General features: G+C 45.8%; 26 protein-coding genes and 1 pseudogene. 16 read left to right on the forward strand and 11 right to left on the reverse strand.

The genetic code is table 11. The features are described 5' to 3' along the window. On the forward strand, window positions 1-196 hold a 196-nt coding region (locus Q0P86_RS13165; RefSeq protein WP_295040057.1), incomplete at its 5' end, for a hypothetical protein. Between the two features lie 23 nt (window positions 197-219). Then, window positions 220-915: pseudogene (locus tag Q0P86_RS13170) on the forward strand (trans-aconitate 2-methyltransferase); the annotation flags it as partial. 176 nt (window positions 916-1,091) lie between these two features. Here the strand turns inward: Q0P86_RS13170 and Q0P86_RS13175 are convergent. Then, window positions 1,092-1,595, reverse strand: a complete 504-nt coding sequence (locus Q0P86_RS13175; RefSeq protein ID WP_295040059.1) for a hypothetical protein — start codon at window positions 1,593-1,595, stop codon at window positions 1,092-1,094. 265 nt (window positions 1,596-1,860) lie between these two features. Here Q0P86_RS13175 and Q0P86_RS13180 point away from each other — a divergent pair, with 265 nt between their 5' ends. The 8 genes from Q0P86_RS13180 (at window position 1,861) to Q0P86_RS13215 (ending at window position 6,629) form a co-directional block, all read left to right on the forward strand. Then, a complete protein-coding gene (locus Q0P86_RS13180; protein ID WP_295040060.1) occupies window positions 1,861-3,051 on the forward strand; it encodes a multidrug effflux MFS transporter in 1,191 nt (396 codons plus the stop codon). A gap of 39 nt (window positions 3,052-3,090) precedes the next feature. After that, a complete protein-coding gene (locus Q0P86_RS13185) occupies window positions 3,091-3,615 on the forward strand; it encodes a cyclophilin-like fold protein (RefSeq protein WP_294115389.1) in 525 nt (174 codons plus the stop codon). 92 nt (window positions 3,616-3,707) lie between these two features. Continuing rightward, a complete protein-coding gene (locus tag Q0P86_RS13190) occupies window positions 3,708-4,034 on the forward strand; it encodes a winged helix-turn-helix domain-containing protein (RefSeq protein ID WP_294115387.1) in 327 nt (108 codons plus the stop codon). A gap of 58 nt (window positions 4,035-4,092) precedes the next feature. Further along, window positions 4,093-4,332: a thioredoxin family protein gene (locus Q0P86_RS13195; protein ID WP_157797946.1), complete on the forward strand. Its 240-nt coding sequence runs from the start codon at window positions 4,093-4,095 to the stop codon at window positions 4,330-4,332. Next, on the forward strand, window positions 4,329-4,748 hold the full coding sequence (locus tag Q0P86_RS13200; protein WP_295040064.1) for an arsenate reductase ArsC: 420 nt from the start codon (window positions 4,329-4,331) through the stop codon (window positions 4,746-4,748). Before Q0P86_RS13195 ends, Q0P86_RS13200 begins: the two co-directional genes overlap by 4 nt. After that, window positions 4,726-5,715: a permease gene (locus tag Q0P86_RS13205; protein ID WP_294115368.1), complete on the forward strand. Its 990-nt coding sequence runs from the start codon at window positions 4,726-4,728 to the stop codon at window positions 5,713-5,715. The genes Q0P86_RS13200 and Q0P86_RS13205 overlap by 23 nt, the downstream gene beginning before the upstream one ends. Before the next feature lie 286 nt (window positions 5,716-6,001). Beyond that, window positions 6,002-6,154 (forward strand): hypothetical protein, encoded by a 153-nt coding sequence (locus Q0P86_RS13210; protein WP_290991952.1) that lies wholly within the window; start codon window positions 6,002-6,004, stop codon window positions 6,152-6,154. Beyond that, entirely contained in the window at window positions 6,120-6,629 is a 510-nt protein-coding gene (locus Q0P86_RS13215) for a DUF6169 family protein (RefSeq protein ID WP_290991949.1), read from the forward strand. Before Q0P86_RS13210 ends, Q0P86_RS13215 begins: the two co-directional genes overlap by 35 nt. Before the next feature lie 99 nt (window positions 6,630-6,728). Here the strand turns inward: Q0P86_RS13215 and Q0P86_RS13220 are convergent, their stop codons facing one another. From Q0P86_RS13220 to Q0P86_RS13240, 5 genes are all read right to left on the reverse strand, one after another. After that, window positions 6,729-7,916 (reverse strand): toxin-antitoxin system YwqK family antitoxin, encoded by a 1,188-nt coding sequence (locus Q0P86_RS13220; RefSeq protein WP_295040066.1) that lies wholly within the window; start codon window positions 7,914-7,916, stop codon window positions 6,729-6,731. A gap of 79 nt (window positions 7,917-7,995) precedes the next feature. Next, on the reverse strand, window positions 7,996-9,318 hold the full coding sequence (locus Q0P86_RS13225) for an LlaJI family restriction endonuclease (protein WP_295040069.1): 1,323 nt from the start codon (window positions 9,316-9,318) through the stop codon (window positions 7,996-7,998). Next, window positions 9,311-11,482 (reverse strand): hypothetical protein, encoded by a 2,172-nt coding sequence (locus Q0P86_RS13230; protein ID WP_295040071.1) that lies wholly within the window; start codon window positions 11,480-11,482, stop codon window positions 9,311-9,313. The genes Q0P86_RS13225 and Q0P86_RS13230 overlap by 8 nt, the downstream gene beginning before the upstream one ends. A gap of 2 nt (window positions 11,483-11,484) precedes the next feature. Further along, window positions 11,485-12,579, reverse strand: coding sequence for a DNA cytosine methyltransferase (locus Q0P86_RS13235; protein ID WP_295040073.1), 1,095 nt, complete (start codon window positions 12,577-12,579; stop codon window positions 11,485-11,487). Next, on the reverse strand, window positions 12,566-14,146 hold the full coding sequence (locus tag Q0P86_RS13240; protein ID WP_295040075.1) for an N-6 DNA methylase: 1,581 nt from the start codon (window positions 14,144-14,146) through the stop codon (window positions 12,566-12,568). The genes Q0P86_RS13235 and Q0P86_RS13240 overlap by 14 nt, the downstream gene beginning before the upstream one ends. Before the next feature lie 1,021 nt (window positions 14,147-15,167). Here Q0P86_RS13240 and Q0P86_RS13245 point away from each other — a divergent pair. The 3 genes from Q0P86_RS13245 (at window position 15,168) to Q0P86_RS13255 (ending at window position 16,034) form a co-directional block, all read left to right on the forward strand. Further along, entirely contained in the window at window positions 15,168-15,443 is a 276-nt protein-coding gene (locus tag Q0P86_RS13245; RefSeq protein ID WP_097034833.1) for a type II toxin-antitoxin system RelB/DinJ family antitoxin, read from the forward strand. Continuing rightward, entirely contained in the window at window positions 15,443-15,724 is a 282-nt protein-coding gene (locus Q0P86_RS13250) for a type II toxin-antitoxin system YafQ family toxin (protein WP_290917153.1), read from the forward strand. Before Q0P86_RS13245 ends, Q0P86_RS13250 begins: the two co-directional genes overlap by 1 nt. 121 nt (window positions 15,725-15,845) lie before the next feature. After that, entirely contained in the window at window positions 15,846-16,034 is a 189-nt protein-coding gene (locus Q0P86_RS13255) for a hypothetical protein (RefSeq protein WP_295040079.1), read from the forward strand. Between the two features lie 152 nt (window positions 16,035-16,186). Here the strand turns inward: Q0P86_RS13255 and Q0P86_RS13260 are convergent, their stop codons facing one another. Further along, window positions 16,187-17,281, reverse strand: a complete 1,095-nt coding sequence (locus tag Q0P86_RS13260; RefSeq protein ID WP_295040080.1) for an MBL fold metallo-hydrolase — start codon at window positions 17,279-17,281, stop codon at window positions 16,187-16,189. A 159-nt stretch (window positions 17,282-17,440) separates the two neighbouring features. Here Q0P86_RS13260 and Q0P86_RS13265 point away from each other — a divergent pair, with 159 nt between their 5' ends. Continuing rightward, window positions 17,441-18,976: a DUF3943 domain-containing protein gene (locus tag Q0P86_RS13265; RefSeq protein WP_295040082.1), complete on the forward strand. Its 1,536-nt coding sequence runs from the start codon at window positions 17,441-17,443 to the stop codon at window positions 18,974-18,976. Here Q0P86_RS13265 and Q0P86_RS13270 read toward each other — a convergent pair. The 4 genes from Q0P86_RS13270 to Q0P86_RS13285 form a co-directional block, all read right to left on the reverse strand. Further along, entirely contained in the window at window positions 18,965-19,555 is a 591-nt protein-coding gene (locus Q0P86_RS13270) for a LysR family transcriptional regulator substrate-binding protein (protein ID WP_295040083.1), read from the reverse strand. The two genes, Q0P86_RS13265 and Q0P86_RS13270, sit on opposite strands and share 12 nt — an antisense overlap. Window positions 19,556-19,596: 41 nt before the next feature. Then, window positions 19,597-19,773, reverse strand: coding sequence for a LysR family transcriptional regulator (locus Q0P86_RS13275; protein ID WP_295040085.1), 177 nt, complete (start codon window positions 19,771-19,773; stop codon window positions 19,597-19,599). Between the two features lie 67 nt (window positions 19,774-19,840). Continuing rightward, the gene (locus tag Q0P86_RS13280) at window positions 19,841-20,581 is read right to left on the reverse strand and encodes an aldo/keto reductase (RefSeq protein WP_295040087.1); all 741 of its coding nucleotides are present in this window, start codon (window positions 20,579-20,581) and stop codon (window positions 19,841-19,843) included. A gap of 15 nt (window positions 20,582-20,596) precedes the next feature. Next, on the reverse strand, window positions 20,597-20,779 hold the full coding sequence (locus Q0P86_RS13285) for a hypothetical protein (RefSeq protein WP_295040089.1): 183 nt from the start codon (window positions 20,777-20,779) through the stop codon (window positions 20,597-20,599). An 813-nt stretch (window positions 20,780-21,592) separates the two neighbouring features. Here Q0P86_RS13285 and Q0P86_RS13290 point away from each other — a divergent pair. Beyond that, entirely contained in the window at window positions 21,593-22,345 is a 753-nt protein-coding gene (locus tag Q0P86_RS13290) for a hypothetical protein (protein WP_295040091.1), read from the forward strand. A 2-nt stretch (window positions 22,346-22,347) separates the two neighbouring features. Further along, window positions 22,348-23,601 carry a hypothetical protein gene (locus Q0P86_RS13295; protein ID WP_295040092.1) on the forward strand — a complete coding sequence of 418 codons (1,254 nt, stop codon included), beginning with the start codon at window positions 22,348-22,350 and terminating at the stop codon, window positions 23,599-23,601. Window positions 23,602-23,643 lie beyond the last annotated feature (42 nt).

A 23,643-nucleotide genomic window follows, 5' to 3' on the forward strand; every position in this document is an offset into this window, starting at 1 on the left:
ACCCGTATCCGGCCCCGAATCCGGACGTCATCCACACAAGTCCGATGCCGCCGCCGGGCGATTTTGCGTTGAGCGTACCCTGCGGGCGATTCCTACGTATTTTCCGGCGTATGTCTATGTTTTTTTAAAGGCGTATTTCCACTTTTTTAGAATAAAATCTATATTCACGCTAGATGTCAACAACCATAATGGCTAACAGAGCCAAACTTTTTTCTTGAGAGAGGATTTGGAATGGGCGTCCGGGAACAGTTTAACTTGGTAGCCAAGGAATACGACGAGAACCGCCGAAAATTCATCCCGTGTTTTGATGATTATTACATCGCGTCGACCGATTTCGTGGCGAAATCCTTGGACAGGGCGCCCGCCTTGATTTTTGACTTGGGAAGTGGAACGGGAATTTTGCCTTCTTTTTGGCTTCCGCATTTTCCTGCATCGGAGTTTGTCCTTGTTGATTTTGCCGAAGAGATGCTGGATGTAGCGAAAAGACGTTTTGCCGGAATGCCGAATGTGAAATACGAAATTGCGGATTACTCGGAAAAGCTGCCGGCGGGTTCGCCCGACTTGGTCGTTTCGGCGCTATCCATTCACCATTTGGAACACGCTCAAAAAAAGGCACTTTTCAAAATGATTTTTGAATCCCTTTCCCGGGGAGGCGTTTTTGTCAATTACGACCAGTTCTCTTCGGAAAACGCCGAAATCAATAGAAAGACGGAAGAATACTGGGTGACGCAAGTCAAGTCCTCCGGATTGTCCGACAAGGAATTTTGCCGTTGGATGGAACGCAAAAAAGCGGACAGGGAATGCTCCATTCGGCAGGAAATCGACTGGATGAAAGAGAGCGGTTTTAAAATCGTGGACTGCGTTTATTCCCAAGGGAAATTCGGCGTCATCCGTGCGGAAAAAGAAAGCGCGTAATTCGGAGCCCGACGATGGAAAATGTTTTCGATTCCTTTGTAAAAATTTCCCGATAATGATTGCAGTTGTATCTATTGTCCTGCAGGCTCTCGCGATTTATACAAGAATGGCTTTGGACTGGCCCGTTACTTTATGGCTTTTTTCACCATTATGACAATCATTCCTTTATTTACGGCTCAGTTAGAAACAGCGACTTCCCGGCGTGCGTCGCGGTACTTGTGCAGGCCTAGCATCACGCGACGGGCAATCGGCTGCGCGATCAAGATTTCTACCGCGAGCGAAATGGCAAAGTTGCGAGGCCACTTGTAAAAGAAATTCACCAGCGGCTCCGTTGTGATTTCGCGATTTCCAACCCAGGTACCTACAATCGTCAAGATGATGGACATCAGGAAAACCGTGCACATGATGTTGAGTGTAATCACCGCGTGGAAGCTGTCGCCCTTCTGCGTGAGCCTTGAAGTCAGGAAGGCCGCAGGCTTATATGTGACAAGCACCGTCGCGATGACGCACGGCCAGAGTATCGGCATAATCGGGAATACGTGTGCCCAGCTTTCCATGCTAAAGTCCATCTCGAAACAGGTGATGAGCGGCGCGATGATGTTCATCGAGATAATCGAAAGCGTCACGAGAAAAAGGGTGAATTCGCGTTTGCCGCGCGGGAGTTTCATGTAAAAGTCCATTTTAACCTCTTTTGTTGCGGGCCCTGCGCAATAAAAAAGGCGCAAAACCCTGATGTTTGAGTTTCACGCTGAATCATTATACGCAATGAAATTTCGTGCCCATAAATAAAAAATTTTTTTGGCTTTGTCAAGAACTTGCCAACGGAAAAATTTTTTCCTAAATTCGTTCGCGAAATCAACGTGTAGCGGTCCCGCATAAGTCCAGTTGTAAGGCTTTGCGGGCTTTTTTTATGGCGATTCCGTGCGGTTTCGCCAAGAGGAATTTATGAGCGGAAAACAGAAATTCACTTTCCTTATGCTGTTGCTTGGACTGCTTTCGGCATTTGGCCCCTTCGTGACAGACCTTTACTTGCCGGCCCTTCCGAGCCTTGCCGATTATTTTGCGGCAAGCCCCTCGATGGCACAGCTGAGCCTCACCATGAGCATGCTGGGGCTTTCGGTGGGGCAACTCTTTGTAGGACCACTGAGCGACAAGTACGGCCGCAAAAAGTTGTTGCTAGTTTGTCTGTTGCTTTTTGTTTGCGGGACTGTCGCCTGCATTGTCGCACCGAACATCGTAACCTTCAACGTATTTCGTTTGTTGCAGGGCATGGCGGCGTCCGGCGGCATCGTGATTGCCCGTTCCATTTCGGCGGATTCCTACCGCGGTCCGGTACTAACCAAGTTCCTTGCCATGGTGAGCGCTGTGAACGGAGTCGCCCCGATTATAGCCCCGGTGCTAGGCGGATTCTTGCTGAATTTCATGAGCTGGAAGGGGACTTTCGCGGTATTGCTCCTGTATGGAGCGCTGTTGCTCTTTATGTCAGGGAAATTCCAGGAATCGCTCCCTGTAAAACGCCGCAGCAAAAAGTCTGTCTTGGCAAGTTTTAGCTTGTACGCAAAAGTGTTCAAGAACCGCGCCTACGTTTCATATTTCTTGGTATGCACGTTCCCGATGATTATCTTGTTCGGGTATATCGCGTCTTCGCCGTTTATTTACCAGAAAATCTACGGACTTTCGCCTGTGGGCTTTAGCCTGTGCTTTGCGCTGAATGCCGTTTTCACGGCCATGGGTTGTGCGCTTTCGGGCAAGGTCGGCAGTGAACGCGGGGCCTTGAAAATCGCGGGCGTGGGAATGTTCGTTTTTGCGATTGCCGTTGCTGTCGCCCTCATGACGCACGCTTTACTCCCGCTTCTGCAGGTCGCCTTCATGGGACTTACGTTCATGTTCGGCATGAGTCAGCCTCCGGCAAACGCATTGGCGTTGAATGCGGAACGCGCAAATGCAGGAACCGCCGCCGCGGCCATCGGGGCATCGGGCTTCTTGATGGGCGGAATCGTCTCGCCGCTAGTGGGCGTGGGCCACATTGCCACAAGTGTCTCGATCGTCCTAGTTGTGGGTGCCGTTTTGACGCTTGTTTCGGTCCTCGCCAGCGGTTCACTATGCGCAAAAGGCATAGTGAGTCATAGCAAATAAGTATTTTGAATCGCTCGCACAATTACTTATATTGTGTGTATGCGAAACATTGTCCTTATAGCGTTGTTCTTTCTGGTGGCCTGCAGCGATGCTGCGAGCCATTCGACGCAACCCGAAACCCAGACGCCGAAATCGTCCGCCAGTAAAACGCCCGGCGCAGTGCCCGCAAGTTCATCGGCCGCTTCAACATCTAAAGCGGGGGAGGCTACCGTGAAATTCAAAATCCATGTGAACGACACCGCCTTCACGGCAACGTTCGAAGAAAATTCCTCCGCCAAGGCCTTCGCCGAATTCCTTGCGCAGGGCGACCTCACGCTCGACATGCACGACTACGGCAGTTTCGAGAAGGTGGCCGACCTGCCGCGCAGTTTCCCGCGCAACGACAAACAAATCGACACCGACGCAGGCGACATCATCCTTTACCAGGGCAACTCCATCACCATTTACTACGACAAGAACTCCTGGAACTTCACGCGCCTCGCCCGTATCGACAACGTGAACAAGAAACGCCTCCAGCAGATCCTCGGAAAAGGGGACGTGAAGGCGACTTTCTCGGTGGAATAAACGTTTTCTTGTCTCCTCAAGAAAAAAACAATTATTCCCTTGCTTTTCAAAAATAATGTTTGTATATTTACGAACAATAAACAGGAACCGAAATGGCCCAAAAGAGCAAATACTGTGAAGAAACAGAGATCTTGGCGAGGTATGCCAAGGCATTGGCGCATCCCGCACGCGTAAGTATCATGCAGTTCTTGGCCAAGCGCAATACCTGTTATTTTGGCGATATCCACGAAGAATTGCCCATTGCGAAGGCCACGGTTAGCCAGCATTTAAAGGAGCTAAAAGAGACCGGTTTGATCCAGGGTGAAATCGAAACGCCCAAGGTCAAGTACTGTATAAACAAAAAAAACTGGAAAAAGGCACAGGCATTGTTCAGTGATTTTTTCAATAAAGATTTTTGCGATAGGGAATGCGGATGCTAAAAAATTTTGCCATATATGTTCGTTGTTCTACGAACTACAAACAAAAAAAAGAGGAAAAATGAAAAACATAAAAATACTCATGAGCCGGTGTGGCTGTAACATTGCTTTCGCCGAATCTGTTGAAAAAATCGTTAAGGAATCGGGCCTAGAAGCTTCGGTCTCCCGCATTGATGATGTTGTCCAAATGCTTCCGTACAATGTCATGACTTTACCCGCGCTTGTTGTCGATGAACGGCTTGTGTCCACAGGTAAAATTAGCGAAGATAAAATAAAAGAACTTATCAAAGGTGAAATATGAAGATACTCTTTCTTTGTACAGGCAACAGGTGCCGTAGTCAAATGGCCGAAGGATTTCTCAAGGCTCTGGATTCGTCGTTGACCGTATGTTCTGCAGGAACGTTTCCGGCAAAGAACGTGCATCCGAAAGCAATCGAAGTGATGAAGGAACGAGGGGTTGACATTTCCCTTAATAAGCCCAAAAATGTATCGCAGTACCTTGATACATCGTGGGACTACGTTGTCGCCGTCTGCGACAAGGCGAAAGAAAGTTGTCCGATTTTTTTGGGGGGTGTCAAGAACAGAATTCATCTTGGCTTTGATGATCCTGACGCGTTCAGAGGGACTGAAACCGAAATTCTGCAGGAATTTCGTCGTGTAAGGGATGAAATCGACATGGCTGTAAGGACTTTCTATGATACAATCATTCGCCGATAATCTTGTTTACAACATCATTGGATTGGATGGCTCGTCTCCTTTGGGCTCGACGATAAATTTCTTCGTTTACGACAGCCTCAAAATTATCCTGATATTGCTTTTTATTAGTTTCCTGATGGGGCTGCTGAATACATTTTTTCCGATTGAGGCAATTCGCAATTTCTTGTCGTCGCATTGTTTGTACGGAGCCCAATATTTCCTCGCCGCAATCTTCGGAGCGGTTACCCCTTTCTGCTCATGTTCCAGTATTCCCCTGTTCATCGGTTTTGTCAGGGGCGGCATCCCCCTTGGCGTCACGTTCAGTTTTCTTATAACATCGCCACTTGTAAACGAGGTCGCTGTTGCCATGCTTGCGGGAACATTCGGATTGAAAGTGACTGTGATTTATGTAGGTTCCGGCGTATTTCTTGGAACATTTTTAGGGATGTTCCTTGAACGATTCAAGCTGGAAAGATTTCTAAGCGATTGGGTGAAAAATTTGCAGCGGACAAACGAATCCGTCAACAACGATGCAATGCCATGTAGCCTTAAGCAAAGGGGCGTTCAAGTACTGCAGAAAATACCCCAAGTAGCAAGGGATGCCCTTGGTGTAACGCGTTCGGTTTTGCCCTATGTGCTTGCAGGCATAGCGATCGGCGCATTAATGCACGGTTATGTTCCTTCGGGATTTTTTGAAGAATACCTGTCAAAAGACAAATGGTTTGCCGTTCCCCTGGCGGTAATTCTTGCCGTTCCCATGTACGCAAATGCAGCTGGGGTTATTCCCATTGTCGAGGTTCTTGTTCAAAAGGGTGTCGCTCTTGGCACGGCACTTGCCTTTATGATGGCCGTTGTGGGACTCTCGCTCCCCGAAGCCATGCTTTTGAAAAAGGTCATGACACTTAAGCTGATATATGTCTTTTTCGGAACGGTTACGGCGGCAATCATCGTTCTTGGGATCGGTTACAATCTTTCTATAAGTTCCTGATTATTTAGTTTGTGTTAATGTCGGCGAACCAAGTGAATCATCGTTTTGAATTAGTTTTGGCGATTTTAATGCAATAAATCTGCCAAAAATATGGATAAATCAATAGATTTGGCAAATTTTATGGTGTAACTCCGCCAAAAGTTGAAATTTTTAGCCTATTTTGGCAAAAATGTTGTATATTTAAGTTCCGAGGTGCCCAGGCTATGAAAAAGATTATCGGACTCGGTAGTGCAGGGCGTTGACTTCGAGTTGGTATTTTGTTATATTTAATACTTGAGGTTCTCCTATGGAATCAGCAGTCAAGAAAGACATGAAAAAACTGGTTGACCGGTTACCAGAAATTATCGCTGCCAAGCGAAGACTTGCCGCTCATATCAAGCAATACGGCTCGGTAGAGAATTTCAATGACGACAACATCAGATTTGTCAAGCCGCTATAGCCTTGAAGAAACTGCTTCGGGCTACCGATTCACCACCGATTATGGTAACGAGTACATCGTTACCTTTTATGATTTGGGAGCCATACTAGAAACGGATGAACTGAATCTGTACGAGTTCTGCCTTGAACCGGCGAAAAAGAATAGCCCGGTCAACGACAGGAACAAGAACAAGTTGCGCAATACCGTCGTAGACGTGTTGGCGCAAGTCTTTACCAAACACCCTGAAACCGCAATCCTGATAGACTTGGATTCTACAGATGGTCGTCAAAGGGGCCGTTATCGGATGTTTCTTTCCTCGGAACATGACTCTTGGTTTAAGAAATGTAACAACGATCAACTGACCATTGTCCCATTGTCAATCCGTACCGAGGGGTTCGAAAACATCAGTTTCCTGCTGGTCCGCAGCAATAATCCTAGATTAAGCGAAATTCTGCAATACGCAACGGAATACGTCAGCTTGTCGTTTGGAGGATAAATTGTGTTAGTGCACCCATCTGCCTCCATTTGAAGACCTGATGAAAATGTCTCGCCAGTGAGGCATTGGCGGGAAAAATTCAAAATGTTCGGGCGTTATTCAACGGGCGCCTACGAATTCCTTGAGGTTGCAGGTGAGTTTTTTTTCGGTCTCTCCGTCATTGGGGAGCCGTAGCCTCAGCAACAAATCACGGGCCATATAGCGGAAAAAGGTGTCGTCATCGATAGTCATGATGTCGCACACGTCCAGTTCCTCGTAATTGCAGAATTCATTTTGCGCTAACGGGGATTCGGCAATCATGCGGTACTGTTCCCCGAAAAATTGCACGTAAAGAGCCTGGTCCAGGTCGGGGCGTTTCTTGCCGAATCGCTCGCGGCACCTGTCGGCGACGATTTCGAAATTTTCTTCGAGGAACTCGTCATGGCTATCGCATTCGCTACCTTCGCACATGTAGAATGCCTCCGTTCCGCCGTCGGGGAGGCACCTGTGGCAAAGTCCGTTGGGGTGGTGGCGGTAATTGACCCAGTCCTCCAAGAATTCGCCCTTCATATCGTAGCGTGTCGCGGTGTTGTTCTTGTACACGATGTAGCTGTCTTCGTTGCCGTTTTCGTCAAAGTGCGCGTAGCGTCCGTCGACCGCGACTCCCTTCTTGAACCGGACCTTCGAAGCGACCTTCCCGTTCCTGTGGAAATATACCGCCTCGCCGTCGGGCAGGTAGCCCTCTATGTCGCACTCGCAAGAGACCACGCCTTTTTCGTAATAGCTCATTTGCCTGCTGCCGCAGTATTGGTTGTCTATGAAGATGGATGTGCGGTAAATGTCGCCGTCCTCGTCGTAATACATGGAAAAGCCCTGCCGTTTCCCGTTCTCGTAGGGCAGCGTCATGCTCACCTTGTCGCCTTCGTAGTATGTGGCGATACCGTCGGGTTCGCCGTGTTTGTAGGGGATTCTCGAAATGACCTGCCCGTCTTCGTCGTAGTGGGTGGTGATATCTTCGGCAAAACCGTTGACAAAAAGGATGCGGGTCTTGATACCGCCGTCTTCGTAGAATTCTTCCGCGACTCCGTTGTAGTACCCGTCGCTTGTGGGGTAGCGCCACATCAGCGACCCGTCCTCATAATATTCCAGGTGTTCCCCGACAAGCGTCCCCATGTCAAATGTCCTGCTGCTCTTGAGGTTTCCGCCCGGGTAGAAAACCCTGCAAACCCCGTCGTAGAGGCCGTCCCTTACCCGGCATTCCATCAGCAGGGCTCCGTTCTTGTAATATCGTCGTTCTATCCGTTCCATATCTTTTCACCGAGGGAACTGCGGGGTTCCTGGTCTCACAATATAACAAAGAACGCTCTTGATGTTTTGGAAATGGCGGCTAAATGGCGAGTTGTGGCTGCTGAATCTTCATTGGATCGTTCCTTTTCGCATTTTCTTCGATCAAACTAGCCAATTCCGCAATATCCTTGTCAGAGGACTTGGGATGCCGCTGCATAATGGAGCGGACATCTAGCAGGATCCCGTAAATGCGTTCATAGGGCTTATCGCCCTTTCGCCAATCACATTCCGCATAACCAAAATTTTCTAGACGATAACTGGTCTCAACATTACGCCCGTCTTCTGCCGCATACGGCAAAATAAACGCATTAAAGATGTCATTCCCGGCTTGGTCGGGAATCTCCCTTAACTGTGTCTCAATAAATTCCGCATAGGCGATTTGCTTGAGAATGGACCCTGTTCCTGGCAATGTTCTTGGATACTGGTAATACTTCGCATCGAGAATAAATATCTTCTTGCAATCGTCAGGCAACTCCATAATTGTGTCAGGCCGCAAGGCGGTTCGCTTTTCGCTCCGCCAGTCAAGCGATTTTTTATCATTGCCGATTTTCCAGGTGCAATGCGGGAAATACTTCTCCTTGTCATCTATACCGAATACACGGTCAATCAGTCCTTCCCATACATATTCAAAGTCATTCGTGCCGAAACTCGCCTTGCGATTATCCTCGCGCTTGCCCATATAGCAGATGATGTCGAGCATGTTCTGGAATAGCAGCAGATGCTTTTCGTTGAAAGTGTTCGCCATGCGCGTGCGCAACACCGAGACAAAAAGCTCCGCGTTGAACGGCACTGTCGCCTTCTCGGGCTGCATAAAGCCAAAAAGACAGCCAATCTTTTCGTACGCCTCATAGACGCAGAATTTGTGAATCTGCGTTATCAGTTCATTTTCATTGTGAGCTGACTTCTTTGTCACAAAATCAAGATAGACAACGCTCTCGTTCGGAAAATCTCCGGCAACTTGCGGACGCACTTGCTTGATTGTTTTCGACCAATTTATTTTCCCACCCTTTGCACGCTTGTAAACCGGCTCGTTTTCCACATAATAGCCATGATTCAGAAAATAGTTGAATACGTGGATATAGGCATGTATCGGGAAGTGGACATTTTCGTCATTCAGCATGCGATTTTCTGCTACGCCCAAGCATTCCTTGGAATATGCGGAAAGCACCGAGACAAGGTTTAAAATGTCGTCACGATATTTTTGTTCCTCATCAGAGGATGGTCTTGAATAGCCGAACGGGAAGAATACTTTCAGTTCTCCATCGTTATAACGGATGCCGACAAACTCGTCCTCCTGCTTACGCCCATAGACGCAAACATCACTAAGTTTCGGACGAGAATGTTTCGGTTCCAGATTAGCCATTTGTTACGGAAGTATCATTTTGAGCGGGGGTGTCAGGCGTAGTCAAAGAATCTCTTTGCAATTTCGATATCGCGTCTGCCTTGAAAACCTTGAAGCCAACCTTATTAAATTCTTTGACAAGATCTTCTAAGGTCTTGATTTCACCGAATTGCGTTTTACGGTCGAATTTGAACGCGTCATCCCAAAGGTACTTGAGAACCTTCTCTGCAAAATTGTCCGATTCCGTATAGAACCATCCGCCAAGCCGCTTGTCTTCCATACTGGAAAGGCCGTTCGCCTGAGCGGAATCCATGATGACTTCGTTTATCGCCTTACGGAAGTCGCCCCACTGGACATTTGTGTCAACAGTTTCTTCTCCGCTTTCGGTCTTTTTGACCTTTTTAATTGTTCGACAGTATTGAGCAGCAGAATCTCCTGTATTTTTCAAGTCATTCGGGATTTGTTTCATTTCCCAACGGCGCTGGAATGCGTTGTCAAGCGTAAACACGTTCTGGTCGCTGGTGTTCATCGTCGCGTAGATGGAAAGATTCGGCGGGAGACGGATGGCAGTAGACCCCCTGAATATTTGCGGACTATCAAAACCTTGGAGAATTAATTCTAGCGAGCAGTAAGAAGTTGCCGTGGAAAAATCAATTTCTTTCTTGCCATTTGCATCAGGGGAATCAACAGGATTTCCGTTGCCATCTAACATATCTTTTGGATGATTAGGTTTCACGCAACCACTATGATCACTTTTTTCGTAAGCTTTAATATCACGGATATAATCGTTTACGTCATCATTCAAAATAGAGTAGGAACTCCAACCTGGACCATATCCGTTTTTGTCTTTTTTGTTGTCCTTTATTCGATCCAGAAGTTGAAACATTTCACCGAAAATGGCTGCTGCGTTTCCGCGGTTGATTTCCTCTATGACAAGGAAATAGGGCTTGCTTGAATTTAGATATGCTTTACGCAAAATCTGCGAGAACGGACCAGGTTTGAAAACATAATCTACACCACCACATTCCCGAATCTTCGGCATTATTTGCCCAATAAAATCCGCATTCCCGTAATCAGGATGGAAAACAATTCGCTTTACTTGATCTTCGTACGATATTTTGTCGCCATCTGTTTTCCCTTCGTTGTACTCATTTATAGCCTTGTTTATTTCTTCGTCTACAGCATGGCTCTTGCCGCACCCCGGAACACCGTAGTAGATGATTTGGGAAGGCTGCTTTGCATATGGTTCCGGAGCTTTCTTTTGAGATTGCTCCAAATTTTCTTGGTGTGATTGTTTTTCGTCATCAGCATTTTCATTCTTTTTATCATCATTTTTTTCATCAACCAGCCATTCTTTTGAACATAAAAAATCAACAAGCTTAGAATCATCAAACTTTTCATTTCTTAGGTATTTTTCAAAAGAGAATACTTTTTGGGCGACTTCAGATATACATTCGCGTTTCAAAGAAATGTTTGACGAATCAATACTCAAAGTCGTCAATTGTTTTAATGCTTGAATAAATCGATTGTCAAATTTTCCCCGAAATGAATTAAACAAATTTCTATCGGAATCAGATGCATCACGCCATTTTTGAACCAACAACAAAGTTTCTAAAAATTTATTATATGTTGTGGATGTTGCAACTAAATATCGATATTCATCTAAAGAAATAGAATAATTATTCGTCGCATAGCCAATTTCTAATAAAACCTTATACAAAAAGAGAACCGGAAACAATCTAAAATTACTTCTTACACTATCAAACTTCTCATCAATAGATGTACTAGCGTACATTTTCTCTATTTGTCTTTGAATTATATCTGAGTATGTTGATATATTTTCAAAATTTCCTTCGCAGCGATTCTTTATTTCATAATAGGTTTCCGTAAGAATGGAGTCCTGATAAGATGACGTCTCCATCTTTATCAGTCCGTAAAAAGCGGCTATTCTTAAGGCACGATAATTAGAAGAAATGTCTAAATGTTGCTCTTTGTTAATATCAGAGATCTTTGATTCAACATATGTTTGAAAAACATCTGATGAATGTTCGTTTTGATATTTCTCTAAAATAGAGACAAGATAACAGATGCTTGAAAACTCTGTTGGTTGCTTGACTAGATACCAACATTCAAAATCCTCTGCATTTTGCAGCGAGTCAAATTTCTTTTTTAAGAGAGAATCCATGTTTAGCCCTCCAGAATGTTGGCAATAAACTTTGCCAAGAAGAATGAAATTTTAGGTGGCACGGCATTTCCGATTTGCTTACAAATCGATGTTCTATTTCCGTAAAAAACAAAGTCATCGGGAAAACTTTGTAGACGAGCTGCTTCTCTTGGCGTTATCGTTCTATTTTCCGTTGGATGCGTAAAGCGGCCGCCAGCAGGAGTATCAAATCGAGTTGTTACGGTCTGAGAAGGCTTGTTCCATTCTAATCGACCATAAGATCCACTGTGTACAGACTTGATATTTTCTTTTAGTGCAGTAAAATTTTCACCTTGAGCCACTTTTTTCATTCGCTTTTCCGCAATGCTAGAATGATGTGTCTTTGCATGATTTTTGATGGAAACATCTGTTCCGGCAAGGTACTTTTGGTATGCTGTTTGCGGTTTGGGCCTTTTAATTTCACCATCATCAGTAACAGACGGAAGGTTTCCTATAGCATCTTCTACCGTCACCTCGTCAAAATAGGTAGGAATCTCCGACAGGATTTCCTCTTTAGTCTTTTCCCAAATTTCATCAACATCAGCTTTCTTTCCTCGATATCCAATAATGACAACACGCTCTCTCTTCTGCGGAATTCCAAATTCAACCGCTTTCAGCACCTTCGTGAAAACATTGTATGAAACTCCATTAAAATTTGTCTTGTCAGAAAAAAGTCGGATGATTTCCCTAAAAATTTCTCCGTTCTGCATGGTCATAATCCCTTTCACATTCTCAATAACAAATGCTTTGGGATGAATTTTCTTGACGACGTTAAAGTAATGCTTAAACAAATAATTTCTTGGGTCGTCAATAAATCCAGAGCGAATTCTTGCGCCAGCCATTGAAAAGCCCTGACAAGGAGGACCTCCAACGATTACATCGCACTCACCACGCTTAAATACATTCGTTTCATCAACATTTTTTATATCATCAACAATTACTTTTGTATTGGGATGATTTCGTTTGTAAGTTTCTGCAATTGATGCATCAAACTCAACGGCTTTAACAATTTCATTTCCTGCTTTCGAAAAGCCAACGGAAAAGCCTCCACAACCAGCAAACAAATCAACAACTTTCATTGTCGTTGCCTCCTGCACGATATTTCAAAGCAAAATTTTTCAAGTAATCAGACTCTTTCTGAGTCAGTCCATAAGCTCTATTGACGGCATCGTCAATTGCATGTATTTCTTGCAAACACAATCGATGTTTGTATTCGTAGGAGGTTTGCTTAGAGCCTATGTATTTTTTCGTTTTCTCGAGGGCCAGCTCTAAGTCTTCGCGCAATCTTTTGTACAGACTGTATTCTATCTTGGCTGGTATTTTAAAAGCATCTAATTCTTTATTTGTAATATGCCAGCAATCTGACACGGCACACCAAAACCACCAAAATAGCGACGAGTTTAAAACGCATAGTGCAAAATCTCGTTGTTTTTCATTTTTGCATTGAAAGCGCTTGTACTCTTCGCTGTCCTGTTTCTGAGAAAAAGCCTTCACCCAAAAAGTTAACCGCATGTTCAAATGCAGTTCGCTAGTTCCCTTTACAAAGAGTGCATTTAATTTTTGACTTTGTTTTTGTATTTTCTTGTAGAGAGAAACATCCGTATTATTTCCTAATTTGGGGATAAACTTATCCTGAACAAATTCGTTCTTTACATGTCGAATCCTATTAAACAGCAAATTTCGTTCATTTTCAAACCAGAAATTATATTGGCTGGTATATGTTTCTGCTGTATCCGATTGCTGGCCAATTATAATCGTCAACTTCTGATGCACTGACGAGAATAAGCAATCAGGCCTATCTGCAAAATTCAATAAATATTGATTGGGAACCTTTTTTCGCAATTCCTCACGAAGTTTTTTCATCCTAGGAGTCGCAACATACGAAATAGGAATGACAAATCCTATTGTGCCATCTTTTTCTAATAACGCAGCAGATTCAACAAGAACATTTGCATAAATATTTCCATAGCGACATTCAATCGTTCCGCTATATTTCCCATCTTCTACATAAGGAGGATTTCCTACAATTATGTCAAATGTGTTTTGAATTTTTTTGGACAGGTAGATGGCATCGTAATCAGAAAATTGTTGATTTAGAATCTCGCTAATTCCTTCCAAATTCTCAATTTTTGTGTTTACTGCCAAGAATGCAAGTATTCTTATTTTGCAGACACAAATCGAAATCCTGTCTATATCATTCCCGTATATTGAAGCGACAATTGATGCCACATCTTTTTTACTTATATGTGTTCCCGCAGTCTCAAATTTTATTCTGTAACATTCAAGAAGAAATTCGCCAACACCACATGTTGGATCAAGGACTCGGCTTTTTAGAATACGCTCAGCGTTTTCCTGAAACTGTTTCAGGTAAAGCTTTATTGTGTTTACAACTATGAAATGAGCTGTATCGTTGGGAGTAAAATAAACTCCATTCCTTTTTCGATTTGGACCTCGTTCATTTAATTTTGAGAGCTTTTCCTGGAGACTGTTGTAATCTATAACACTCTGGTCAAAATCGACTTCATTGACTACAAGGGATTCTCCAACAATATTTTGCAATTCACCGTTCAGAATTTGAATATGTTTTGTGGATTGACTAGCAAAGGCTTGTCGAAAAAGAGCCACCGCCACTTTCAAACTGTTCATTTCCAAATTCATCGCATTTCCCGACATTAAAAGTGAACGAGTTCACTCTCGCGGGAGCGGTTCTGGCCGATTCGCTTAGCCGGGGGCAGGCAAAAAGAAACGGCGGGGAGCCGACTCACTCCTCGCCTAAAAGCGCGACATTTTCAAAAGAATACAATACACCCGCGATATGCCTGCCGAAGATTGCTTCGCCAGATTCTATCACCCTATCGCTACGCTCCAGGGCTCCAGAATGACAGGCTCGCAATAACGCGGCACAATTCCCCAAGACATACACTACGCCCAGGGTACACTACGCCCATGCAATCCACGGGCGATGGCGAGTCATTGTCTTATTCTTATAGCCTTGAAAGTGTCTAGTTTTCAGATGAAGAACAAGAGCGATACTCAACGAGCGTTCACCCTCGTTCTTGCAAACTCTTCCAAGCATTTTCTGGATACAAAAAAAGGCGTGGAGTTGAGTGCACTTACCATCTGAAGGCCTAGACTGCCTGGCTATAATAAGCACAAACAACTCACGCCCCATAATGGCCGTTTGCCTACAGGCAGATTTATCAAATATGCATGTACCAAAACGATGCGGCAGGCCTAAGCCGGTCGCAGACGTGAGCGTTCGCCTTATTCTCCATAGCCTTGAAAGTGTCTAGTTTTCAGATGGAGAACAAGAGCAAAAACTCTATTTGCAAGGAAATATAGATTATTCCGCTGTCAAAAGGTGACGCCACGCCCGGAAGGCGAGAAAAAAGCGTAAAAACGCAGAATTCAACCGCCTGCGGGGGTCGATTTTCGTCAAAATTGCCAAAATTTCTGCGAATTTCGCCGATTGTCACAATATGACATCCGAGGAATGTATATTTGCATCGAGAACACTTTGCCCCGCCTTTTATGCATGTAGGCGGAGGGAGGAAAGATGAGTGAAGATAAATGGCCGAAATCGGCCCCAAATCCACAAATTAACGGTCAAATGTATTGCATTTGCATTGAAAATGAATTAGATTTGTACAAAAACGAGGTAATTCATATGGCAAATGCAGTTTTGCAGACAAGAATCGACAAGGCCACCAAGGACCAGGCGGAAGATTTATTTGAATCACTCGGACTGGATATCACTACGGCTATTAGACTTTTCTTGAAACAGGCGATTAATCAGCGCTGCATCCCTTTCGATATAGTACCGCCTCAACGCGAGTTCTCGGATTCGACGTTGGCCGCTATTGAAGAGGCGAAAGGCCTTGCTAGGAACCCCAGGGCAAAAAGGTATTCTTCTGCCAAGGAACTCCTTGAGGATTGCAAGTAATGGTCTATGAGCTTATTAAGACATCTCGTTTTAAGGCGGGAGTGAAACTTGCTCGGAAGCGGGGGTTGGACATTTCGCTTCTAGAAGATGTCATTGAAAAATTGCGACTTGATCAACCGCTTGAAGCAAAGCATCGTAACCATGAATTGACGGGAAATTTCAAAGGCGTCTGGGAATGCCATATTCAACCAGATTGGCTTTTGCTTTACTTGAAGGACAATGGTGTACTTGTGTTGACCTTGGTCGATACGGGAACGCACAGCGATATCTTCAAGAAATAATCACCGAAGATTTTTCCGACAGCAAACCATAAAAGCGTTTGCTCCCACTAAAGTGAAACTCAAGTTTTTAACGCTATTTTCAATCCTTGCGCTCGCTGCGAGCGTGTTTGCGGAGAGTGCCATGAGCAATATTACGGTAAACCTGCGCTATACGGGTAAGAACGGGGCGGCAAAGAAGTTCGCCGAAGAGATGGTTTCTAGCGGGACGGTGGCGAAACTCCGCGATAAGTACGACTTGAAAATGACAGTCGAACGCTACATGCCCGACAACACCATACCCAAGACCGACGAAAAGTTCATCAGGAAGTAAGTCACGAAAATGCAACGCCCGCCTGCAAATATGGGCTGCACCAGGCTCAAGTGGCCTACGATTCCCTTAGGGTCAATCCCCATTTGCATCATGGTCGGTGCAAATTGTTACCCGATGCCTTCAACTTCGGCGGACACGTCTATCTCATTTTTTTACCTGAACAGCGGAACGATTTCGCCGTGTTTCGGGACATAGAATGCCGTGTCGGGAATGCCCAGTTCTTTTCTGGCTCTTGCGAGATCCTTCGGCGGGTCTTCGAGCCTGTCGTAAACAAAACCGAAGGTTCCCCAGTGCATGGCAAGGCTCAACTTTGATTTGGTTAGCAGATGTAACTGCGCTGCTTGCCGTGGGCTTGCGTGTACGCGGGTGTAGCGGCTGGGCTTGTAGCTGCCTATGGGCAAGAAACTCACATCGATGGGGGCGAATCTTTCTGCGATTTCCTTGTAGTATGACCCGTCACCCATGGCAAGGTCGCCCCCGAACCACATTTTTGTTGTGTGCAAGGAATCTTCCGTCGGGCGTTCCAGAATCCACCCGCCCCATAGTGTTGATTTTGCGCTAGAGGCGAAAATTCCGCGACGGCTCGTATGGTGCGCCGGTACGAACGTGATTTTCAGGGGGCCCGCTACAGCCGATTCCCACCAATCCAGCTCAATGATATTTTTTGAGGGTATTCCCCAACTTTCAAGAATTGCTGCCACCTTCAATGGAACGGCGAATTTCACGTGGTTCCATCGGTTGAATATTTTTACGATGCTTGTGCGGTCCAAATGGTCGTAATGGTCATGGCTTACGATTACCAGGTTTACATTGGGCAGGCTATCTAGAGACCTGCCGGGAGGGGTTCCTCGCTTAGGGCCAACAAGTTGAGTGGGCGAGGAGTACGTGCTGAATATCGGGTCGGTCAAAATTCCGTAACCGCGCCACTGTATATAGTAGGTACTGTGTCCAATCCATGCGGCAGAACTTGCCGTTGAATCTTGCCAGAGATCCTCGTTACCGCGGACGATAGGTAACCTGTACATACGTGTACGAAACTTGGGTACAAGCGAGTCTGCTTCCATGGTGTCGCGAATGGGCGGGCAGCTGTCGTCCGTATTCTCGAAATGTCCGTTAGGCAGGTGGTGCCGTGGCAGGGGCGCTGTATTGTGGGAAATTTCCACCGAAGAACAGGCGAAAAACAGAAGTGCAGGGAGTGCTGCAGAAAGGACCTTTGTAAGCGGAAAGTACATTTTATCAACATACATTTTTAGACCTCGAGAAACAAGAGGAGTCTGTATCTTTAATCCGTCAGTTTTGTCGCTCTGTCGGAAAGTTGCGAAAGTGACCTTTCTAAAAGGAATGATTTTTTTTAAACTTGTACTGTGAAATTCCCGAAAACTCTAAATATTTTTACGCTTTTTTGTATGATTTCTTGTGGTGCGACAAATGCACAAGATTTGGATGAGGAATTTACGCACCTTCCGGACAGCCTCCGAATAAAGATTCTAGATAGGGACGCTGTTTTCAGCGTGCAGGAAGCGCGGGATCTGGTCAATTTCCGCAGGAGCATGGGTGACACCCTGGTTCCCAAAGAAAGTGCTCCCGACACGACCATCATTCCCAAAGACAGTCTGTTTGGCACCCACGTAAACCCGCTTATAGTCGGGACCGAAGTGCTCGGGCTCAACGCCTTTGTGTGGGCTTGGGATTACTGGGTCTTGGACAAGAGTTACGCACATACGGGCCCCAGCTATTGGAAGCGGAACTTCCGCGAAGGCTGGGAATGGGACCATAACCATTGGGCCATCAACTTTTACGGACATCCGTATCAAGGCTCCATGTACTACGCCACGGCCCGTGCCGGTGGCTACGGCTTTTACGGAAGCATGGCGTTTGCCGCCCTCGGGAGTTCTACCTGGGAAATGTTCTGCGAAACGGAATACCCAGCACCGAACGACTTGATTTCTACGACGGTCGCGGGCTCCATGTTCGGCGAAGTTCTTTACAGACTTTCCCGCGCATCGTACAACGGTTCCAAGGTGCCCTGGTACAGGCACCTGCTCGCTTTTGCACTGGAACCCGCCGGATATGCCCAGCGCAGGGTGTTCGGTAACAGGGATTTTTACACAGGCTGGACACCAATCGAGTTGACGGTTGCTACGGGTATTGGCTCCAGGTTCGGTTCTGACTATCGGTTCGGTGGCGAAGATGCCGATGAACTGGATGCGAAATGGAACGACCGTCACGGGATGATGGCGGTTTCCCTTGAGTATGGTCGTCCCTATACAAGGGTAAGGCGGCCTTTCGATTACTTCACTTTAAACTTCTTCGGCGAAAGCGGACTTGAAGGGAAAGTGTTGCAGATGGATATCATGGGGAAACTTGTGAACAGGGGTATCCACGGGCGAGGCCATTGGCTTGATTTTTCGGTGAATCTGGATTACGATACTTTTTACGGGGACCTTGCCACGGTAAGCACGCTTTCGCTTGGCGGGGCCATGGACATAGCCCTTTGGCTGGCACCCAACTTGCGGTTCCGTGTCATGAACCAGGTTTACTGGATTATGCTCGGTTCTGCCGACATGGGCTACGACGACATTATTCAGGAATTTCACCCGGATTACAAGCCCGACAAGGATAGCTACCAGTACAATTCCGGCGTGAAATACAGCCTGATGATAGAAACCCTATACAAGAGGTGGAGAATCTACAACAAGACGACGATAGATGCCATGAAGACCATCGAGGGAACGACTGCGGAATATGGCGTTTCGGGCTGGGATTTTTTGCTCCTCAATAACACCGCGGTGGAATACAGGCTGTTCTCCTGGTTGGATTTGGGCCACAGGCTTGACACCTATGTGAAAATGGCGGCCTATTCCTCGGAATATGCCGAACCTATGTCCAGGCGCATCCATGCCTTTTCGTGGTACCTGAATTTCCACCTGCTAGGGAGTTGACGCCAGAGTCACCTTAAAAAATTCCACGTTCATTTCGCGGTCGGCGAGCGGCACAATCTTGCGGTCATTGGGGATGTCGTAGCCGAACTGGTGGTCCGAAACGAAAGTCAACAGCGAAGACTGCTCGATGAGCTTTGAAATGCCCTTCGCGCTGTCGTGCTTGATGAATATGGCGTCGGGAATCTTCTTGCGCTTGACCTGCTCCCAGAACCCTACGTTACTGCGCTGGATGATGGTCTCGCCCTTGAGTTCCCGGAGCCGGATGGACTTGCGCTTGGCCAGCGGGTGCTTTTTGGGGAGTGCTATCGAGAGCCGCTCCTGCATGTATTTTTCGGCGCGGTATTTCTTTGCGCGGGGGGCCTTGAGCGTGATGCCGATATCCGCCGAACCCTCGTTCAGCGCCTTCAGCACGCCCGCCTCGTTGTCGATAATCTTGTAGGTGACCTGTGCCCCCGGGTGCTTTTCCTGCAGTTCCTGCACCATCCGCATGGCGGGGAGGATGGCCACCGACGCGATAGAGAACGTGCGCGTGGCCCCCTGCGGGCTTACCTTTTCCATCATCTCGCCCTGCAAATCCATGATGCGCTTCGCGTATTCGGCGACCGTGCGTCCCTTCTCGTTCAGCTCGATGCGGTTTTTTTGCGCTCGAAGAGCGGAGCACCGATTTCGTCTTCCAGCTTCTTGAACGCGCGGCTCACCGCCGGCTGCGAAGTGTAGAGCTTGTCCGCAACGGCAGAAAGCGTCCCGTATTCCAGGAACCCGGAGAGCAATCGCAAAATGTAGGTCTCGACAAACATAAAAAGCCCCTTTTGGGGGAGAATATAACAAATCCGCTATGCGTCAAGTGAATAGTGGAAGCTATTTTCACCAGTTTTCGTAGCGGTGTCCCGTATCGAGGGCGGCGATTTGCTTCATTTCGTCGTCTGTCAACTCGAAATCGAAAATCGATATGTTTTCTGCGATGTGGTCGGGGTTCTTGAAGCCCGGAATGGCAATGTAACCTGATTGCACATGCCAGCGCAACACCACCTGTGCAGCCGATTTCCCGTGAGCCTTCGCTATCTTTGCGACAACTTTGTTCCCCAAAACATCTTCGGTGTGGCCGCGCCCGCCCAGCGGGTAATAAGATTCCACCACAGCACCGTAGCGCTTTGCGTAATCCTTGAATTCCGTGTTCTGGTAAAACACGTGGTTCTCGTTTTGCACCACGGCAGGCTTGATTTCGAAATCGGCAAAAAAGCGCTTCGCCGTCTTTTCGGTGTAGTAGTTTGAAATGCCGATGGAACGGATCTTTTTCGCCTTCACAGTACGTTCCATAGCCTTGTAAACCGCCTTGTCCTCGGCGTCGCTCCCGTGCTGGTGCAACAGCATCAAATCAATATATTCGAGCCCCAGCCTTTCGAGTGAGTCGTCGATGTCTTCGTCTAAGGAGTTGCTCCACGGTACCAGTTTCGACGTCACGAACAAATCTCCGCGCTTCACAAGCCCATCGTCAATCGCCCGGCGGATTCCCTTGCCTACGGCTTCTTCGTTGTCGTAGTATTTCGCCGTATCAATCAATCGATACCCGTTCTTGATGGCGACATAGACCGCATCTTCAGCCACCTTGCCGCGCAAAGTTCAAGTGCCAAGCCCGAGAACCGGCATATCGAAACCCGAATTCAACTTGACCGTTGGGGCCACCCCTTTGCTATTCTGCACGATTGAATCTCCTTTGTTCGAAACTTTCGGCAGAGCCTGCGACGCCGCATCGCTCGAACACGCCATGAACAGGAAAACGAACAAGAAACTGAACCACCTCATGCCCTAAAAATAACCAAACCCCGCCATAAATCAAAATACTTATTTCGCATAAAGATATGCTTTGAAGGCATGGGCGGGGGAAGCTTCCCCCTGATTGCAGCCTTGGCCTGTTGTCACCCTGGAGCGGAGCGATAGGGTCCAGGCCAAATCTTCCATCACCCCCTCACCTAGGGGGACACCCCCTAAAACCCCATAAGGCAAGCGTAAAAACATTCGTGCTTGCACGAAATGGTTTTACCGAGCCGCCGGGGTTTCTGTAAAAACCACCGTAAGGCGAATGACAAGCCAACCACGCAAGAGTCCCTTTTCTTTACAAATAGGCTCAAAAACGGCATTTGGGCGCAAAAAGGCACTTTTTTGTAAATTTTTTGTGCAGGTGGGACAATTTTAAGTTATTTTTAGATTGGACATATTGGAGAGTTTCCGCTCTTGCCCTCCACGTGAAATCAGCAAATTTCAAATGAACGAGGACAAGGCGAACGCTCACGTAGATGCGTTTATCGGGCCGCCATGCGCGGCTCCTTTGGGCGTATTTCGACAAGCACGGGTAGCACCGCTAATGTCACTCTGGACCCTGAACCCAGGAGCGTAGCGATAGGGGGTAGGGGATAGAGTCCAACAAGACGGTTGCGAGAATGTGTATTGTTGCCCGCATTGGGGCGTGGGTCGTTTGCGTTTATCGTTCATTAGGCATTGCTGAGCCTCACGTGGATAAATGCAACGATCTGCGCCTTTTCTTGTATCCATACAAAAATGGCGAAGTTTCTTGCTGAGCAGGGGTGGACTCCATAGGTGTATATGATGGAGGCTGCGATGGCTAAAGCAAAGAAAAAGAAGATGCCAAAAAAAACAATGAAGGATATCAATGACTTCTTAAAATATGTTGGTACTTATTGGAACGAAACGCAAAAAAACAATTTTTCAAGATACATGTCTTGGGAACATTGCTATGAGCATTTTCAGGAGACTTATTCAAAGGTCATTGCTGGTGAAACTGTTGATAAATATGAAATGGACTCGTTGGCTCTTTGGCTTGCGTGGTATTTGGCTAGCTGGGGAATGTATAGGGGTTCATCTGGATTGCTAAATCATAGTTATGAAGTTCATCGTAAAGTAATCGCACTTTTATTAGATAAAAGATGGGCTAGTCTTAATAACATTGAATGCCGAAACTGGAATGATGATGTTTGGAAACTTCTTGAGAAATTGCGCATGGAAATTCGCGGTTGTTACGATAGTGATATATCAGTTACAGATACCTTAGTTACCAAAATCATGCTAGGAACATTAGGCTGTACGCCAGCTTTTGATAATTTATTTGTGAATTCAATTTCGTTTAACTCCGAAAAAAAAGAGTATCTCTTTAAATCGCACATTCGGAATTACAACAAATGTTCTATGAAGGAATTGTGTGCTTTTTACAATGAAATTTTACAACATCCAATGGCACACAGCCTAAGAAAAATGAAAACAAAAACAAAGAATTTGCCTTATCCGCAAATGAAAATTTTGGATATGGGTTTTTGGAACTTCTGGAAAAAAGAAACAAACGATAAGGAGACTTAATCATGAAAATCACTAAACTCTACTTAATCATTGTCTCCTTGGTTGCGTTGCTTGCAGGTAATGCAATTGCGGCGGCATGGACAGGTTCTATGTCTGAACCAGAGAACATGAAAAAAATTGATGGCAAGTCTTTCTATGTCATCACAACTGCAGATGAGCTTGCTTGGTTTGCGAGTCAAGTGAATAGCGGAAAAACAACCATAAACGCTGTCCTCGCAAATAATATAGTCTTCGGAAAAGACAACAGCACAAGATGCACCGTAAAATGGACTCCTATCGGCAAAGATTTGCTGCATCAGTTTGCTGGCATTTTAGATGGTGCGGGATACACTATTTATGGAATTTATGTTGACAGCATCCCGATTGCAGGTATTGTCGGCTTTTTAAAAGAGGACGGCATTGTCAAGAATCTAAGGACGAATACAGGATATATTGGAGGAACTTTTCGTGTAGGCGGAATTGTCGGTTACAATAATGGTACAATTCAAAGTGTCGAAAATAACAACAGAGTCGAGGCTTTTTATAGGTGGAATAGCTCCAATACATCATATATAAGTAATGGAGGTGATTCTACTTCCATTTATGCGGGAGGAATTGCAGGACGTAGTAATGGCTCTATTATAGCATCTTCAAACAAAATGCCAATTAACAATAAAGCCGCACAAGAAGGTTGTTCGGGAGGTATAGCTGGTTATAACACTGGGGAAATATATAATAGCGGAAATTCAGGAACTGTAAAAGTAAATCTAGCGATTCTGAGGGACTTACATAAAGCATATTCTGGTGGTATTGCTGGTTATAACACGGGATCAATCAATAAAATAAGAAATATTGGAGCGGTAACAGCTAGTGAAGATTACAGTTCTCCATCAGGAAGAATTTATTCGGGTGGAATTGCTGGTCTTAGCACTACAACAATTAAGAATGGTATCAATAATGGGCAAATCACTACTGTATCTCCATGTCCTCAAAATAATAAGTGCTATAAAGATCAAATATGGTATTACGATGCTTACGATGATGGAATTGTCGCTTCAGGCAAGGCAAAAAATTCTGTAGATTATGAATCTTTGAAATATTGGCTCAATGAAGAACAAGTTCAAGGTGATACCAAAAATATGCAAAAAGACCAATTTGCATGGATTTTGAATACTACAAATGGAACGGAATCCAACAGCGGCGTATGGACTCGTACAACAGGTTACCCAGACTTTGCAAAAGATTCAAACCTTCCAATATATAAAGGGAACCTCTAAAAATACATTCTTTTCCTGAAGATGGGTTTATTTGTCGTTTTC

This window comes from uncultured Fibrobacter sp. (genome assembly GCF_946062555.1).
GTDB lineage: Bacteria > Fibrobacterota > Fibrobacteria > Fibrobacterales > Fibrobacteraceae > Fibrobacter.